Source organism: Bradyrhizobium sp. 25ACV (genome assembly GCF_054863005.1).
In genome coordinates, this window is the sequence record NZ_JAVAYO010000004.1 from 220,278 (window position 1) to 234,896 (window position 14,619).

Sequence of the window (14,619 nt, forward strand, 5' to 3'; positions counted from 1 at the left end):
CGGTCGCAGGAGAGCAAATAAGAGACTTTTGATTGCGCTGTAAGATCGCATTTGAAATCCCCTGCGCAGCATGGAATTCGTGCGACGAGACAATTTTGCCGGGGGCAGCGTCCTGATATCCTCGGCCTCCGTCATCTTGGGCGACAACGGGCCCACCCCGCACCTCGCATCGTTGCGAGGCGCGCCACATTCGCCCTAACGGATTTGCATTCTAGCGGTGCCCCGCTCCACCGCCGCCCGCTCCGTGCATCCCGGCATGCCAGCCGCCGCCTCCGCCACGTCCCTGCATATTGTTGAAGCCGTGGCCCATCATTCCACGTCTGCCGCCTCCGCCGCCGCCGTGCATCCCGGCATGCCAGCCGCCGCCTCCTTGATTCCATCTGCCGCCATGGCCGCCCACCAGCTCAATGGCGTCTCCATCGTGCTTCGCTTGCCCGAGTGGCGCGATCAAAAGTGCCAACTGAGAACCGCGCTGGGTGTCGGGGGTCGCAGCGAAGGTGTATGAGGCGTCAGCGATGGCCGCTGGCGCAGGGGTGGCTGGTAAACAGACGAGCAGTGCGCTTGCTAGAACCAGGGATTCCTTTAAGCCCATTTTGGCCTCCTTGCTGGACGACGTCGGAGCTTTTGCGGCGCTCGCCGCCGGCGTGCTCTTAGTGAACATGGCGCGCGGTTGGGTGGCGCCCATTCGTCAGCGCCCTAGGTTTTGCGTTTTCGGAATAGAGAACCGGGATTTAATACAGATTTAATTATTAAATACATCCAGCTGATATTCATCGCAACAGAAATCAAACGGGGTCCGGAAATATCGTCCGCGGCAACTCGACTCGCCCTGTTCCAGCACGCCTAAAGGTGCACTCGAGACCAGAGCCGCAAACCGTCCCGATCTCTGCCGGTGGAGAAGCTGCAGTTGCTCGAGGCCATCGCGTTGGCGTTCGCGGGGCCCAAACGATGGAGATCATTCTTGGTCGCTTCACCTGCTCTGTAAGCCTCCGTCGCGATCAACCCTTCCATTCGCATCGATATTCAGCTTGCACTGCCGTTTTATATTGAAGAGTGCAAAACCCTTGCAAGCCAAGCAGTCCTCCCATTGTTTGCACAACTCCAGGTCCTATAGCCGGCAGCCCTCTTCTGAGTTGCATTATCGGTGCTGGTCGACTGCAAGCGCCGCAGGTGCCGGCGGCCATAGCCCAATGCACTTTTCTCTTTGCTTGACCGAGGCTTCAATCCCGGCTGTCCCGCCTTGCGCATCCGGTATTCGGTTCCTGCGCTTAGACCGGGATCATCGCGCTATTCCGCGTCAGCTACCAATACATCCGCAACCTACAGACGGTGTGACCAATGTGCAACGAGCCCTTGGCTTCATCACGCCAATGTCGGCAACCGGACAATCCGTTCCACCAGGTCCGCGGTACAATCGGCGCGGCCAATTACTGAGGGCCTGCGGATGAACTTTTCAAGCTCGAAAGATCAGACCTTATTGTCTCTTTGGGAAAGTGTGCGGCGGCAAGTGTTGGCTGATCGCGCGAATGGCGGCCGCTCCCGCATTGTTGGTGACAATCTTCATAACTATGCCGAGTTGCTCCGTTCGGAAATGGATCGGCGGGAGCTCAAGTACAGCTCCATCAATTCATCTGAATGAACAGAGGATGCTGACGGGGCACTCGAAGATGAGAGACATGCATGAGCAGTTGGCGATGCTCCGCAACGGCGCCGCCGACTGCAAATCGATCAGCGATCTAGCCACCGATCTGCGGAAACGAGAGTTGTTCGCGAGGCTTGCCGATCATCTGAGCGTGTTGGCTTCAGACGTCGAGCGGGCCATTGCTGCGACAGTGTCTAGCACCCAACCCGAGCGATAAAGGTGCGCTGACATCCATGATCGAGGATGCGATGGGCGGAAAAGCGGGACTTCACGACAGCGGGGCCTAGCTGGCATCAGGTAATCTCGCGGCGTCGCAAACTATTCCTGTACGGGCCCAGAGCGGTCTCCCGGGCGGCACTCCCGCGCGACGGGACACGAAGCCACCGACAGCTACATCGAGGTGTTGAAGGACGAACGTACGCGTCCTGCGTCAGGTATGAGGGAGCATCTCCTGCAGCAAGCGATCCGCGGCGGATAGCTGATCAAGCCGGAGCACGAGCAGCTCGTTGAGCCGCGCCACCCGAGATTGGAATTTCTCACGTATCGATCTGTCATTCCCATCTTCAAGCAGGCCATCGAGAGCTCTAAGGCATTCGACGACGACGTTGACGTTCCGTCGCAGCAATTCGCAGTCTTTTCTGGTCTGGACAATCAGGTGCCGCTCCCGACTGAATGGCAGCAGGATGATGTTGGCAGCCGCCGGCTCGGAGGCCCCATCACGGATTGTCGCTGCGACCACTCCAGCGTGATCTGCTGATGTTGTGGTACTTGTCATGTGGGCCTCACGCTGCACGTACAGTGGTCAGGAACTTCTCGACCTCTGTCTTTAGTCGCGCGCTGTCGTTCGACAGCATTTGTGCTGAGGCCAGCACCTGACTTGAGGCTGAACCGGTTTCGGTCGCGCCCTGCTGCACCTCCGTTATATTGGAGGCGACCTCGTGGGTACCTTGCGCGGCCTGCTGGATGTTGCGCGATATCTCTTGCGTGGCCGCGCCCTGTTCCTCGACCGCGGATGCGATTGCGGAGGAAATTTCCGAGATCCGGCCGATCGTGCCGCTGATTTCCTTGATCGCGACGACGGAATCCTGGGTGGCCGCCTGTATATCGGTGATCTGATGACTGATCTCCCCAGTCGCCTTCGCGGTCTGTTCGGCGAGCGCCTTGACTTCGGAAGCAACGACGGCGAAGCCGCGTCCGGCCTCGCCGGCCCGCGCCGCTTCGATCGTTGCGTTCAGGGCCAAAAGGTTGGTCTGTCCTGCGATCGTATTGATCAGTTCGACCACGTCGCCGATGCGAGTTGCCGCCTGTGACAGCTTGGTGACGCGATCGTTAGTTTTCTGTGCCTGGTCCACCGCTGCGCCCGCAATCCTGGCTGCGTCCTGCACCTGGCGGCTGATTTCGGCGACTGATGAACTCATCTCTTCGGTGGCGGAAGCAACCGATTGAACGTTGGTCGAGGCTTCCTCAGAAGCCGCAACGACCATGCTGGAGCGCTGCTGGGTGCTCTCGGCCGTCCTGCTCAGGGTCTTGGCCGCTGCCTCGAGCTCGGTCGAAGACGACGACAGCGTCTCGATGACCTCTCCGACGGCGTCCTCGAACCGGCCGGCCAGTTGGTGCATGTCGGCCTTGCGTTGGGCAGCGGCACGAGCCTCCGATTGCGCCTGTTCGGCGCGCAGTCGGTCGGTTTCAATCATATTGTCCTTGAAGACCTGAACCGCCTCGGCCATCTCGCCGACCTCGTCAGCCCGGCCCACACCGGGGATCGTCGTGGACGTATCGCCTCCCGCGAGCCTGCCCATGGCGGCAGTCATCCCCTGGATCGGGCGCGCGATCGCGCCAGCAGTGAGCAGCGCAATGGTGGCGCCGAGGCCCAGTCCTGCCGCCAGCAAGCCCCAGAGGACCAGCTTCAGGAACGATATGCTCGTCTGCACCTGGTTGCTTTCCTCGGCTAGCATCCTGCTCTGGTTCGTCTTGATGCCTCCAGAGCGGGTGCCGTCGGCGCCCTTCGGTCCATCAAGCAGGTCGAGAATCTTCAGCGCCCGCGGCGCGGCTTCCGCTACGAGAATATGTACAGGTGCGTTCCAGTCCGTGGACTCCCTGAAGGCGAATATCTTCTGATAAAGGGAAACAAATTCGCCCCGCGCCTTCGTGATTTTCTCGAAAGAGAGCAGCTGAGACGGCGTGAGCAGGTTCTTGTTCGCACTCACCGCGGTATAGCCGTTGTCGAAGAGCTGCCACGGCAGGAAGAATTTTTCCTTGTCGTTTTTTTCACCCGATAAGAGGTACATACGAAGTTGAGCGGTGGCAGCGGCAAAATTGCCCCGCGTGTCTGCCATGGCTTTCAGCAGTCTCTTCCGCTCCGCCGTCGCCTCCAGGCCTTCCTCCTCGTTGATCATCTTGGTGATCTCGGAAAAGATTGTTTCGGCGCGCGGGCCGGCTTCGGTCACCAGTAGCTTTGTTGCTGGATATGCCTCGGAAGTAAACGCGACAGCTTCGGCTTTGTCCTGGGCAGCTCTGAATTCTGCGAGCAGCGCCTTAGCCTCGGCCCATTTTCGGCTGTTCTCAGGGTTGGTAAAATGTACAGCCTTCTCATCGAAGCCAGCAACTGTGGCATCCATTTCCTTCCACATCGCGGCCCGATCGAGCTTGCCTTGCGGATTTCCCGTCAACAGGTAGCCGCGCAGTGTCGCCAGTGTCGAATAGAGATTGCCAACCAGCTCGGTACTTGCGAGCGCAACGGGTGTACGCAGGTTCACCATGCGATCGACGGTCGTGGAAATCCCGCCGACCGCAAACACTGTGTATCCGACAGAAAGCGCGATAATCGCGCACACGGCAAGAAATCCCGAAATCAATCGGCCACGAATCCGAAGTCTGATTTTGAAAGACATGGCAACACTCCGAGGGTCATCGGACCCCTAAAAAAGATGGGCAAAAAATGAATTTAGTTGTGTCGCGCCTGGCGCCGCAGTTCGGCGGTCGGCTGCCAAGCAGATCAGCTGTGCTGGCTACAACTGTACCGCACGCTTCCCGTCTCCTATCTCTGCGTGTAAACGATGGTGAAGACAATTGCCTACGAGCGCGTTAAGAAAAAATTGACTCTCATTTTTCGTTGGTCGCGCAAAAATTGCTGCTTCAACGGGTATCGAGAGACTTAGACCGCGTACCCTTCACAAATTTTCGTTCACTTGGCCGCGGAAATGCGCGGGCAGCCCAAAAACTGATCCAAGAAAATGCTTTAGACCATCCGTGGAAACTGAGACGAGCTGGATTGCGACAACCTGTCTCATCATGATCGTGGCCGAACCGCAGGCTTGCCGACAGATGGGAACAAGAACTCAACTCCGGCATCCGAAAATACATGATGAAGGATTTGCATGGTTTGGTCGGGCATCGGCGGAGCATCATTGTACTCCTCAAGCCGACGGATGATGGCGGCAGAAATCCCGGTTCGCGCGGCCAACTGCTTCACAGACCAGTTGAGGATGCCGCGGGCTGCGCGCAATTGCGCGCCGGTAAGCCGCGAGGTTGCCGGGTGCTGAACGGAGAGCTTTTCCTGGTGCACGTCAATGGAGATACCCATCCATTCCCGGATGCCGCCATCCCCATTCGCGACAGGCACGGCCATACATCGGTACCACCGATATGTATCGTCGGGCTGTCGCAGCCGATGCTCGACGTTGTAGGGACGTCCCGTCTCGACGGAAGCCGTCCAGCTTCTCAGGGCAGCCTCGCGCTCCTCTTCATGAAGGAGATCAACCCAGCCTTTGCCAAAGAACCGATGGGCCTCAGGTCTCTTCTCGCCATTCGGCAGCGCCGTGATTCGACCGTCGGAACTACCGATCCACAGCAGACCGCCTGCCACCTGAGCCACTGCGCTGTAGCGCTCGGCGTCAGTTCGCAGCGTCTGGAGCAACCTACGTTGCGTGGTAACGTCGAGTGCGATCCCCAATATACATTCCGGCTCACCTGCGCTATCCAGCAGCACTTCCGTGTGGCAGTGAATCCAGCGCAAAGCGCCATTGGGTCGAACAATGCGAAATTCCCCATCGAGCAACGACCGGTCTGTCATCAACTCGCTGGGATCGCGACTCGGACCGCGATCGTCGGGATGAATTCTTCGTTGGATCTCCGCGTATGACGGCGCAACCGTGTGCGAATCCAGTCCGAGCAGCCCAAAAAAACCACGCGACCACTGCATCCGGCCGGCTGCATCACAGCGCCAGACACCTGCTCCCAGCTTTTCTTCCATCAATCGAAGCACATCGGACAGACCGAGATGTGCCTCCAGCTGAAGCAAAATCAGCCCCCCATTTCGAAATGCCAACATTCAACTCTCAATTGCAGAAAAACTCAATACTGATGTTTGAGGGAAGCCCGGCCATGGGGTCGCAGTCCAGTGGGCGGCTCCTCCGCGCGCCAGAGAGTGGGCGCTATTTGAGACTCCCACGATTCGGAGGGAGCAGCCTGTGCAGTCAGTTTCGACGATCGGTCCGGCAATGGTGCCTGACCGCTACCCCTCAGCCACTGGGATAGTGGTCGGTCGGGCCGAAACGCCCTCGCATAGCATCGCCCAATTCAACTCATGAGACGCGCTACCGCGCGAGATCGGGCATATTGATCGAGAATATCTCCTCGGCTTCAAGACGCATGGTGTCGTGGCATTCGCACGCTGCCGCCGCGAGCCGCAATCGGTCGATCTCGATCCGACCTCGTTGATCAGACTTAATCGCCCCACGCGCGCGCAGATTGCGCATCAAGAGTGTCACCGTCGTTCGTCGTACACCGAGTATTTGCGAAAGCGCCTGCTGGGTGAGCGGGAGTATCTCGTGATCGATGCGGTCGCGAAGCTGGAGCAACCAGCGAGCCATGCGGGCTTCGACCGGGTGCAACGCATTGCAGGCCGAGCCGAGCTGGAACTGTATCAGCATCGCCCTAACGTGATTCTGGACCAAGTTCCGGATCGCGGGACTGCGGTTGAAAGCGGCGTGAAATCGCGACGCAGAGATCCGCGAGGCGGTGCCCACCGCGCGGACGACTGCGGTAGCGGAGGACGGTGACGGCCCGAGCACCGAGAGCATGCCTACGGCCCCCTCGCGTCCGACTACGGCTGTGGCAACCGTCTGTCCATCCGCCATGTCGATCATCAACGAGATGGCCCCGCTGTGAGGGAAGAAGACATACTCTATCGGCTCGTCCGCACGCGAAAGAAGAGCGTCTTGTTCGAGCGCGACCACCGCGAGCTCGGGCCTCAGAAAATCGAGGTCGGTCGCCGGCAGTGCTGCAAGAAGGCTGTTACAATTCCGCCGGAAGCCGTCACCGCGGGGAATCAGCGGTGAGGCATCCGCAGCCTGCTCCATTTGGAGCGTCGCGGAATGCCGGTCTCAACAAAGGTTTATCCTCTACGCGCACCGATATTAGATCATCTTCCGGCGAGTTGGATCGGTAGCCAACGCAGAACCCGACACGCCATCCCTGAGAGCCTAAAGGGGGCGTATAATTAATGCCGCCACCCGCCCATGAAAGCTACCGATCTGTCTGAATGCATCCTGCCGCTCTGATCCTTCAGGAAGCCGCTGCGCGCCTTCCCATAAACTCGCTAACAACCTCGTCAAGTCTTTCAATTCATCGGCCTCGGGCATTCCAATTGTGCGTCGGCTCAACGTTAAGTCCTCATGGTACGAACGGATGAATGTGAGCGCGGGGGGCCGCGCGGCGCGTAACGAAGAGAGTAAGTGCGAATAGCAGTATCAATGCAATTGCCGCGCGGAAGCACTGACGCAGCAAAAGGTGCTCTCTTCACAAGCGTCGCGTACACCGATGTTTGTCTCCTACTTATGTTGAATAGGAAGGTCAGCCGGCTGTTGCCGCATATATTCTCGGGAGTTCCTTGCGTAATTGGTAATAACTGGTCTTTCTGACGCGTTTCGCCAGAAACCGCAGGGGGCATATGAAAGAGCCGCAACCCAATCCGCAAGTCGCTGGCTGGGTCCTTGGAGTCGCAACGCGACCATTGGACGAGGATGATGTCCGTATGCCACGCCAAAGTGACATCGCCGCTCTGACAGGCGGATGCCGACACGACGGCGGGCCCCTTGTGCTGATGAATCGTTCAGCGCAGCCGACGCATCGGTCCACCTAAGAAGCGCTGATTTCGGATCTCGCGGAGCAGCAACATGCGTTTGGTTTGTGCGGCATTAAGTAAGCTCTCGAACAGGACCAAGACTTCGCGCGCCTGGACGTAGACTTCGGTGGTGATGGCGTCTTGATCGAAGCCATAGGCAGCAAGGCGGGCGTCGATTTCGGTCATGGCGATCGGATCAATGCGCCAGCTCAGGGCATTGCGCTGCGTGTAGTATTCGGCTTGATCTTCGAAGTCGGGATCGATCCCGACCATGTCGATGCGGCGCAGCGCCGCTTCAATTGCCCTTTGACGAAAGGTCTCGAGCAGCTTGTGCCGCAACATGCGGTAGCGCTGAATCTCCCAGGACAGCTCGGCGACGTCAATGGCGAGCAGCCACTCGATGGCGGACCGCGGCGCAAGGTCGGCAAAGATCGCCTGCCGCAGCGCCTGGTAGTGTTCGAGATTTTCCCCGGGCAGCAGCAGCGGCGGCGGCGCCAACGCTTCAAATTCGACCGGCAACGCCGTTATGGCTAGTGCGCGCTCGGTTGGGAACAGGCCGTTCATCGGGACGCCTCCAAATCAAGGTTGGCGGACAGGGGCGCGGTCTTGGCGGCCGGGCCGTGGATCGGGCTCGCCGCCCACAGCTCCTGCGCGACAGGCAACGGCGCGATCTGCAGGTTCGCCCACCACGCCCGTTCATTGCCGTGCTGATGCAGCTCCTGGTGATGCGCGCGGCACAGCGGGACAGTGAACTCATCGCTGACCTTGCGGCCGAGCGCCCGGGCTTGAGCGAATTTCAGATGATGGGCATCGCACGGGGTTTGCCGGCACACCAGGCAGGGCTGCTCCCTAACAAACGACAGGTGCGCCTTGCTGCGTTTGCGGGACGGCTCCTTGGGATGAGCGAGCCCGGCCTCGGGGAGCGCTGGCTGCAGCACGGCCTCGGCGTCAGCAGCAAGCGCTGCTGGCAGGCTTGGTGGGCCATTCAAATCGGCCGTCTGCTCCGCCTGAGCACGGCCAGCGTCCTCAAGCTTGGCCTGATAAGCTGCCTCGACGTGCCGGGCATCCGGCTCCTGCAGGCTGTTCTTGAGCGGCAGGCTCGCCATGGCCCAGCTGAGCAGATCGGTGCTGGCAGGCAGCGCTTCGAGCTGGCGCAACAGCTGCTCCCGGAGTGCGGCGGACTCCCCCGGCCGCAGCACCGGGGCACGGTTGAGAGCGCCCTTGCCGGGCGAGGCCTTGAGGTTAGGTGGTGCGGGGGAACCGGCGGCCGTATTCGGGGCATCCAGATCATCCTCGCCGGCAATCCCGACCAGCGCGAACAGGGCGTAGCGTCGGGCGTAGGTGAGCGCCGCACCCATGCGATGCGGCGCCTCGATCCCGTGCGGCGCAGACCGGCCAGTCCGAGGAGATCCATTCGCCGGAGGAATGGGCGAGCAGGGTGGTGAGGTGGATGTGGCCGGTGGTCTCCTCGACCCGGGTGGTCTGGATGGTGGCGATCTCCTGCTGGCTCAGCGTCTTGCGCACGATGTCGAGGCCGCTCGCCAGCGAGGCATAGCGAAAGGTGCGGTCGTCATCGCGCAGGAACGGGGAGCGGATCTGAGCGGTCAGAGTCTTTTCCGGATTGGTCAGGTCGGCTTGCGCGCGGGCCAAGGCTGCCGCGATCGCCCCGATATGCTCACTGGCCTGGTGCATGGACGGTCTCCATCTCAACCGGATCAAAGCTGACGGCGCCGGCTTTGGAGCGCTTGGCGCGAACGCCGTGGCCAAACGCTTCCTTGGCATCCTCCGGCAGCAGCTTCTTGAGCTCAGTCTTGGCCAGCTCATGCTCGCCATGGGCCTCGCGGGTGCGCAGATAGGTCGCCGCGCATTCGGCCCACAGATGGGAGGCGGTCATGTCGACGACCTTGACGGCGGCAAGCCGCGGCCGTGGGGTTTCGATGGCGAACAGCAGCGGCGGCTCGCCGCTCTGCACGCAGCGCCAGAACTTCTTTTCCGCGGTCAGCAGCAGGTGCTGATAGAGCGGGTCGGCATGCACGGTGATCTCGACCCATTTGCCGCCGCCGGTGATGATCGAGAGCACGGCCGCGCGCGCCGCCACCACCCACATGTTGTGCTGCAGCTGCGCCATGTGCTTGTCGGCCGCTGCCTCTTCGGTAAAGGCCCAGGGCAGCATGAACTTGGCCTCGAACACCGCGCCGGTCGGCGCGACGATGCCGTCCAGCGTGGCCGCCATCCAGCCGTGGACGGGGTGCCGCACCCGCTTCTGGATGTCGGTGATCGCATACCCGGTGGCGTTCTGGTACCAGCTGCGGTTGAGGTCTTCGGTAGCACTGCCAAGCTGAACGATCAGGTTGCGCGACAAATCTTGCGGCGCGATCTCGCCGCGTTTTTCCCGCCACAGGCGCAGGAGCTCGTCCTGGTCCTGGCCCATGATGATGCGGGCGTCCGAGCCGCCGATGAAGGCGCGGCGGTCGTGGCGGTTGAATGTGATGACGGAGTGGGGCGCCGCGGCGCCGTCGGATGCAATCGTGCTCACCGGTCTCTCCTGGGTTGACGCGGCTTGCCGCCGCACCACCAAAAGCCCCGCCACTGCGAGGGGAGAGACCGGGGCCAAGGGCCCGCCGGCCGGTTTAATGATTAACGCTCCTTTTGCGTGGGAATGCCAGTCCTTTCTGCAGCAAAATTGCTGCTCTTTGGGCTTGAAAACCCTTGATCTCTCAATGCGTTGGAGCGAGCTTTCGGCCGCCACGATCAGCATCGGCCGAGGGCCTCGGACATGGCGTCCATTCGACAAATCAAAGCCAACCGTGGCAATGCCAAGCGCAGCACGGGGCCGAAAACGGCAGTTGGAAAGACGAGGTCCAGCCGCAACGCGCTGCGCCATGGGCTGGCGCGGAGCATTATCAGCGATCCTCCCGAGGTGGAGAATCTTGCCGTCGCGATTGCTTCGGGGCTCGGGCATCCGATCACGCCCGATGCGGCGATGGCGCTGGCGCGGTCCAAGCTCGCGCTGCTGCGGATCCGCAGCCTGCGGCAGGCGATGTTAGGCGCACTTTTGACCGGCCCGCTGGCGGCAGATCTGAAAGGCCTTCAAGGCCTGGAGCGCTACGACCGTGCTGCGTTGGTGCAGCAGCGACGGACGCTTCGCTTGCTCAGCTTCGAGCGCTGAGGCAAGGTCAGTTGGCTTCGTTCTGGAAATTGGCCGCAGCCCCTCAATGGCTGCGGCAACGCTCCTCGACTGCACACCGAAGATGATGGGCTTAGCGCCTGGCGTCGAACCACGAGCAGACAGAAAGTCTCGGAATAACTCAGATCAACGCCCAGGGCCTGGATGATAGCGACAAATTCCACGACGTGGACGTCTAGATCCGCCGCACGGATGCCACCGAGCAGTTCGACCCGTTCTTCTTCATTTGCCATCCGCCAAAGAGAGCGCTGAGCGCCCGCTTTGACGTGCTGAACTTCACGTCCGGACCGGTCGTGAGTTAGGGCGTGAGACTCGCCCGGCGGCCTGAGGCCATCACAGCCAGCTCAGCGTGTAATCGTAGCCATTGTCCTCGTAGGCTAGTGCCTGGCTGATGCTGTCGACTTGATCGTCGTGGCGGCTTTGCGGGAAGGTCAATAGCTCCATCTCGAGCTCGGCCAGGAACGGCGCGTTCCTGGGGAACCAGACCCGTCCGGCAGCGAATTTGCCCTGCTGGACGTAGAGCCGGCCGACCTTGTCGTGGTCCACCTTAATGGGATTGACGAAGCAATCGCCCTTCTCGCCGAGCTCCTGCGCCAGCGCGATTCCGGTGGAGGCTTCTTCGACCAGGATCTCGTGCGGCTTGAAGCGCCTGGCGAGCTCGAGCGCGGTGTCGCGCAGGGCCGGATACTCAAACCGACCGCGCACAAGATCCAGCAGGTAATAATTCCCGTCAATGACCAGCCACGTCGTACAGACCGACCAGTCATTTTGGGCGCCATTCTTGGCGGCGGTATCCCAACTCTGGATGATGCGGCAGCCCAGCACCTCCCTTGAGGGGACCTCGTCGTAATATCGCAGCCAGTCTCGCTTGATCATGGCGCCGCCGGCCGGAACCGGCGCCTGCTGGTACTGCGCGGCGAACACGTCGGGGCCGAGCGTTTGGCGCAGCTTGCGCAGCGTCTCGATCGATTCATGGGACGGATGCAGCGCGTCCCCGGCCTTCCTGAGGTGCAATCGATCCGGGCCGATCGGGATCGCGGCGTCGGTCTCGGCGATCGCGGGCAGGCTGAGCACCTGCCAGTCATCGGATGAACTGGCCAAAAACCCGGACAGATCGTCCAGATGAACGCGCTGCATCACCACGATCACCGCGCTGGTTTGCTTGTTGTCGAGCCTCGACATCAGCGTATTGGTCACCCACTGGTTGATGCTGGTTCTGCGCGCCTCCGACTGCGCATCAATCGGCTTTTGCGGATCATCAATCAGGATGAGATCGCCGCCGAGCCCTGTCAGCGTTCCGGAGACCGATGTCGTCCGGCGCGAACCGCGCCGAGTCGTGACCAGCTCGGTTTCGGTGCTGCGCGTGATGCGCATGCCCGGAAACGCGCGGCGATACCACTCGGCATGCACGATCGATCGGAAGTCACTGGCATGCTTGGCGGAGAGGTCATCGCCGTAGCTGATGGAAATGATGCGGCGGCCTGGCGCGTGTCCAAGCAGGAAGGCCGAAAATGCCACCGACACCGTGATCGATTTGAGGTAGCGCGGCGGCATGTTGATGATCAAGCGAGTGATCTCGCCGCGGCGCACCCGCTCAAGCTGATAGGCAATTGCCTGGATGTGCCAATTGGGCAGGAATCGAGCGCCAGGGTTGAGATGGAGGAAGCACCGATGGACAAAGCTGATGAAGTCAGCGCGCAGGATGGCGGTGAACAATGCAAAATCCTGGCTGGTCATTCAGATTCTCCTTTCTTGAACTGCTCGCGCAGTTGGTCGGCGTAAGCGTCCAGGACCTTCCGATCATCCGTGTCGAGCAGCGGCGTTGCAGGCTGTTCGATGGATTCGACCTGCTGCTTGCGATTGAGAAGCAAGGCGGCCGCTTTGTCCTTGCCCTTCAGCGCGTCGTCCGCAAATTTGGTGAAGATGCCTTCGAGCACGGAGATCTTGCGCAATCTTCCCTTGTCACGGATGTCGATTTTTCGGTTGAGAATTTCGTTGATGATGGTCGCCTCGTTCTTGGATCCCTTTGGTCGGCCATTCTTATTACCGGATTGCCCCGGCTTGAACTGATGCTCGCGAGGGGGACGGCCGTAACCAACACCGTCGCCATGATTTCCTTCGGCCGTAGGCGGGCCTGATTGCTTGCGCCGGCTCATGTGCTGCTCTCCGGTCCGGAACGCGCAGCGGTCACCTCGTCGAACGTCTGTCCGGTAGTGGAAAGGATCGCATCGCGCTTGGTGATGTTCTGCCAGCGGCGGATTGCGGCATCGACATATAAGGGGTCGATCTCCAGCCCGTAGGCCTTGCGACCGACGCGCTCCGCCGCGAGCAGGGTGGTGCCCGACCCCAGGAAGGGATCGAGAACGAGATCGCCCCGCCGCGTGCAGTCCTTGATTGCATCCGCAATCAAGGCGACCGGCTTCACCGTGGGATGCACCGTGAGATCATCGAGGCGGTCCTTGCGGAAGGTATTGACGCCGGCATAGGTCCAGACGTTGGAACGGTTGCGGCCATGGCGGCCCAGCTCAACATTGTTGAGATGCGGCCCATCGCCATTTTTGTAGACGAAGATCAGCTCGTGCTGGGAACGGTAAAAGCTGCCTTGGCCGGCATTGGTCTTGTTCCAGACTACCAGGTTCTGCAGCGGCCCGAAGACGGCGTGGCCTGCATTGTGCATTTCGCCAATGTGGCGCCAATCGACGAACGCGAAGTGCAGTGACCCGTCGTGCGAGAATTGGGCGGCCAGGCGCATCCAGCGCGTGAGAAAATCGGTAAACTCGACCGGCGACATCTCCCCGGAGGCAACCGCAAATTCGCGGTGCTTGATCTTGCCGCGGCCGAGCGTTGTGGAAATTTGCACATTGTAAGGCCCATCGGCGATCAGCATACGAGCCCGATCGGACCCCATCAGCCTTGCCCAATCGCTATGGTCGCAGGCATCGCCACACAGCACGCGATGCGCGTCAAGCTGCCACAGCTCGCCCCTGCGGCTGATGGGCTGCTCTCCGATCGTGCAGGACGCGTCAGCTGAATCATGCTCCGAGTTGCCGAAATCGAGCATCAGCCCGTCGATTTCGGCCGGCTCGAACCCGGTGATGTCGAGGCTGAGATTGCAGTCGGGCAAGAGCGAGGCGAGCTCGCCGAGTTCTTCGGCGAGCAGCTTGTGATCCCAGCCTGCGTTCGCCGGAATCTTGTTGTCGGCGAGCGCCAGCGCGCGCTTTTCCGCGTCGCTGAGGCCGCGCAGCACCAAAACGGGGACGTCCTTGAGGGAGAGCTGCTTAGCCGCCTCCCAGCGGGCGTGCCCGGCGATGATGTGCCGATCCTCGTCGGCCAGGATGGGATAGGTCCACCCATAGCGCAGGATCGAGTTTGCGACTTGTTGGATCTGCTTCTTGGAGTGCGTTCGCGCGTTCTTTTTCGCGCGCTTGAGGGACACGAGTGGCAGCAGCTCTAGTTCGCGCTGAACAACCGGGGACAAGCGAGAGCTTGCCTTGGCAATTTCCAAATGGTCTTCAATGGGACGTTCGAGATACTTAGTTCGTTTAGGGGAATTGGAAAGCGCGGTGCTTCTGTTCGGCCGTGGCTTGCGGGCGGCCTTTGTTCGATCGAGCGTCATGTGGCTGCTCCCTAGTGAATGAAGGAGCAGTTCATATGCACCACAATGGC

The 14,619-nt window shown here is 60.7% G+C and carries 12 protein-coding genes and 1 pseudogene; 3 read left to right on the plus strand and 10 right to left on the minus strand.

Annotation, left to right across the window (positions count from 1 at the left end):
- The first annotated feature begins 1,444 nt into the window (after nucleotides 1-1,444).
- Together RAD04_RS11215 and RAD04_RS11220 are read left to right on the plus strand one after the other, a co-directional pair.
- The gene (locus tag RAD04_RS11215) at nucleotides 1,445-1,639 is read left to right on the plus strand and encodes a hypothetical protein (protein ID WP_461623836.1); all 195 of its coding nucleotides are present in this window, start codon (nucleotides 1,445-1,447) and stop codon (nucleotides 1,637-1,639) included.
- Nucleotides 1,640-1,676: 37 nt separating this feature from the next.
- Nucleotides 1,677-1,859 (plus strand): hypothetical protein, encoded by a 183-nt coding sequence (locus RAD04_RS11220; protein WP_461623837.1) that lies wholly within the window; start codon nucleotides 1,677-1,679, stop codon nucleotides 1,857-1,859.
- Between the two features lie 213 nt (nucleotides 1,860-2,072).
- Here the strand turns inward: RAD04_RS11220 and RAD04_RS11225 are convergent, their stop codons facing one another.
- From RAD04_RS11225 to RAD04_RS11255, 7 genes and pseudogenes are all read right to left on the minus strand, one after another.
- A complete protein-coding gene (locus RAD04_RS11225) occupies nucleotides 2,073-2,417 on the minus strand; it encodes a hypothetical protein (protein ID WP_461623838.1) in 345 nt (114 codons plus the stop codon).
- 7 nt (nucleotides 2,418-2,424) lie between these two features.
- On the minus strand, nucleotides 2,425-4,533 hold the full coding sequence (locus tag RAD04_RS11230; RefSeq protein WP_461623839.1) for a HAMP domain-containing methyl-accepting chemotaxis protein: 2,109 nt from the start codon (nucleotides 4,531-4,533) through the stop codon (nucleotides 2,425-2,427).
- 398 nt (nucleotides 4,534-4,931) lie between these two features.
- A complete protein-coding gene (locus RAD04_RS11235) occupies nucleotides 4,932-5,972 on the minus strand; it encodes a PAS domain-containing protein (protein WP_461623840.1) in 1,041 nt (346 codons plus the stop codon).
- 265 nt (nucleotides 5,973-6,237) lie between these two features.
- A complete protein-coding gene (locus RAD04_RS11240; RefSeq protein ID WP_461623841.1) occupies nucleotides 6,238-7,002 on the minus strand; it encodes a Crp/Fnr family transcriptional regulator in 765 nt (254 codons plus the stop codon).
- Nucleotides 7,003-7,754: 752 nt separating this feature from the next.
- A complete protein-coding gene (locus tag RAD04_RS11245; RefSeq protein WP_461623842.1) occupies nucleotides 7,755-8,330 on the minus strand; it encodes a hypothetical protein in 576 nt (191 codons plus the stop codon).
- A pseudogene (locus tag RAD04_RS11250) lies at nucleotides 8,327-9,458 on the minus strand (ERF family protein). The gene RAD04_RS11245 and the pseudogene RAD04_RS11250 overlap by 4 nt, the downstream one beginning before the upstream one ends.
- Nucleotides 9,442-10,293 carry a YqaJ viral recombinase family protein gene (locus RAD04_RS11255; RefSeq protein ID WP_461624077.1) on the minus strand — a complete coding sequence of 284 codons (852 nt, stop codon included), beginning with the start codon at nucleotides 10,291-10,293 and terminating at the stop codon, nucleotides 9,442-9,444. Before RAD04_RS11255 ends, RAD04_RS11250 begins: the two are co-directional and overlap by 17 nt.
- Nucleotides 10,294-10,542: 249 nt before the next feature.
- Between RAD04_RS11255 and RAD04_RS11260 the strand changes: the two genes are divergently transcribed.
- The gene (locus RAD04_RS11260) at nucleotides 10,543-10,935 is read left to right on the plus strand and encodes a hypothetical protein (protein WP_461623843.1); all 393 of its coding nucleotides are present in this window, start codon (nucleotides 10,543-10,545) and stop codon (nucleotides 10,933-10,935) included.
- Between the two features lie 351 nt (nucleotides 10,936-11,286).
- On the opposite strand, the gene terL is transcribed toward RAD04_RS11260, so the two are convergent.
- From terL to RAD04_RS11275, 3 genes are read right to left on the minus strand one after another with little or no spacing between them, the layout of a single operon-like run.
- Nucleotides 11,287-12,669 carry a phage terminase large subunit gene (gene terL, locus RAD04_RS11265; protein WP_461623844.1) on the minus strand — a complete coding sequence of 461 codons (1,383 nt, stop codon included), beginning with the start codon at nucleotides 12,667-12,669 and terminating at the stop codon, nucleotides 11,287-11,289.
- Nucleotides 12,670-12,686: 17 nt separating this feature from the next.
- Entirely contained in the window at nucleotides 12,687-13,109 is a 423-nt protein-coding gene (locus tag RAD04_RS11270; protein WP_461623845.1) for a DUF5681 domain-containing protein, read from the minus strand.
- Nucleotides 13,106-14,569 (minus strand): site-specific DNA-methyltransferase, encoded by a 1,464-nt coding sequence (locus RAD04_RS11275; protein WP_461623846.1) that lies wholly within the window; start codon nucleotides 14,567-14,569, stop codon nucleotides 13,106-13,108. Before RAD04_RS11275 ends, RAD04_RS11270 begins: the two co-directional genes overlap by 4 nt.
- Nucleotides 14,570-14,619: the final 50 nt, after the last annotated feature.

Excerpts from the sequence above, each read along its gene's own strand:
- RAD04_RS11225 (WP_461623838.1), bottom strand. The coding sequence starts at position 2,417 with ATGACAAGTACCACAACATCAGCAGATCACGCTGGAGTGGTCGCAGCG.
- RAD04_RS11235 (WP_461623840.1), bottom strand. The coding sequence starts at position 5,972 with ATGTTGGCATTTCGAAATGGGGGGCTGATTTTGCTTCAGCTGGAGGCA.
- RAD04_RS11245 (WP_461623842.1), bottom strand. The coding sequence starts at position 8,330 with ATGAACGGCCTGTTCCCAACCGAGCGCGCACTAGCCATAACGGCGTTG.
- RAD04_RS11275 (WP_461623846.1), bottom strand. The coding sequence starts at position 14,569 with ATGACGCTCGATCGAACAAAGGCCGCCCGCAAGCCACGGCCGAACAGA.
- RAD04_RS11260 (WP_461623843.1), top strand. The coding sequence starts at position 10,543 with ATGGCGTCCATTCGACAAATCAAAGCCAACCGTGGCAATGCCAAGCGC.
- RAD04_RS11230 (WP_461623839.1), bottom strand. The coding sequence starts at position 4,533 with ATGTCTTTCAAAATCAGACTTCGGATTCGTGGCCGATTGATTTCGGGA.
- RAD04_RS11215 (WP_461623836.1), top strand. The coding sequence starts at position 1,445 with ATGAACTTTTCAAGCTCGAAAGATCAGACCTTATTGTCTCTTTGGGAA.
- RAD04_RS11240 (WP_461623841.1), bottom strand. The coding sequence starts at position 7,002 with ATGGAGCAGGCTGCGGATGCCTCACCGCTGATTCCCCGCGGTGACGGC.
- RAD04_RS11220 (WP_461623837.1), top strand. The coding sequence starts at position 1,677 with ATGCATGAGCAGTTGGCGATGCTCCGCAACGGCGCCGCCGACTGCAAA.
- RAD04_RS11270 (WP_461623845.1), bottom strand. The coding sequence starts at position 13,109 with ATGAGCCGGCGCAAGCAATCAGGCCCGCCTACGGCCGAAGGAAATCAT.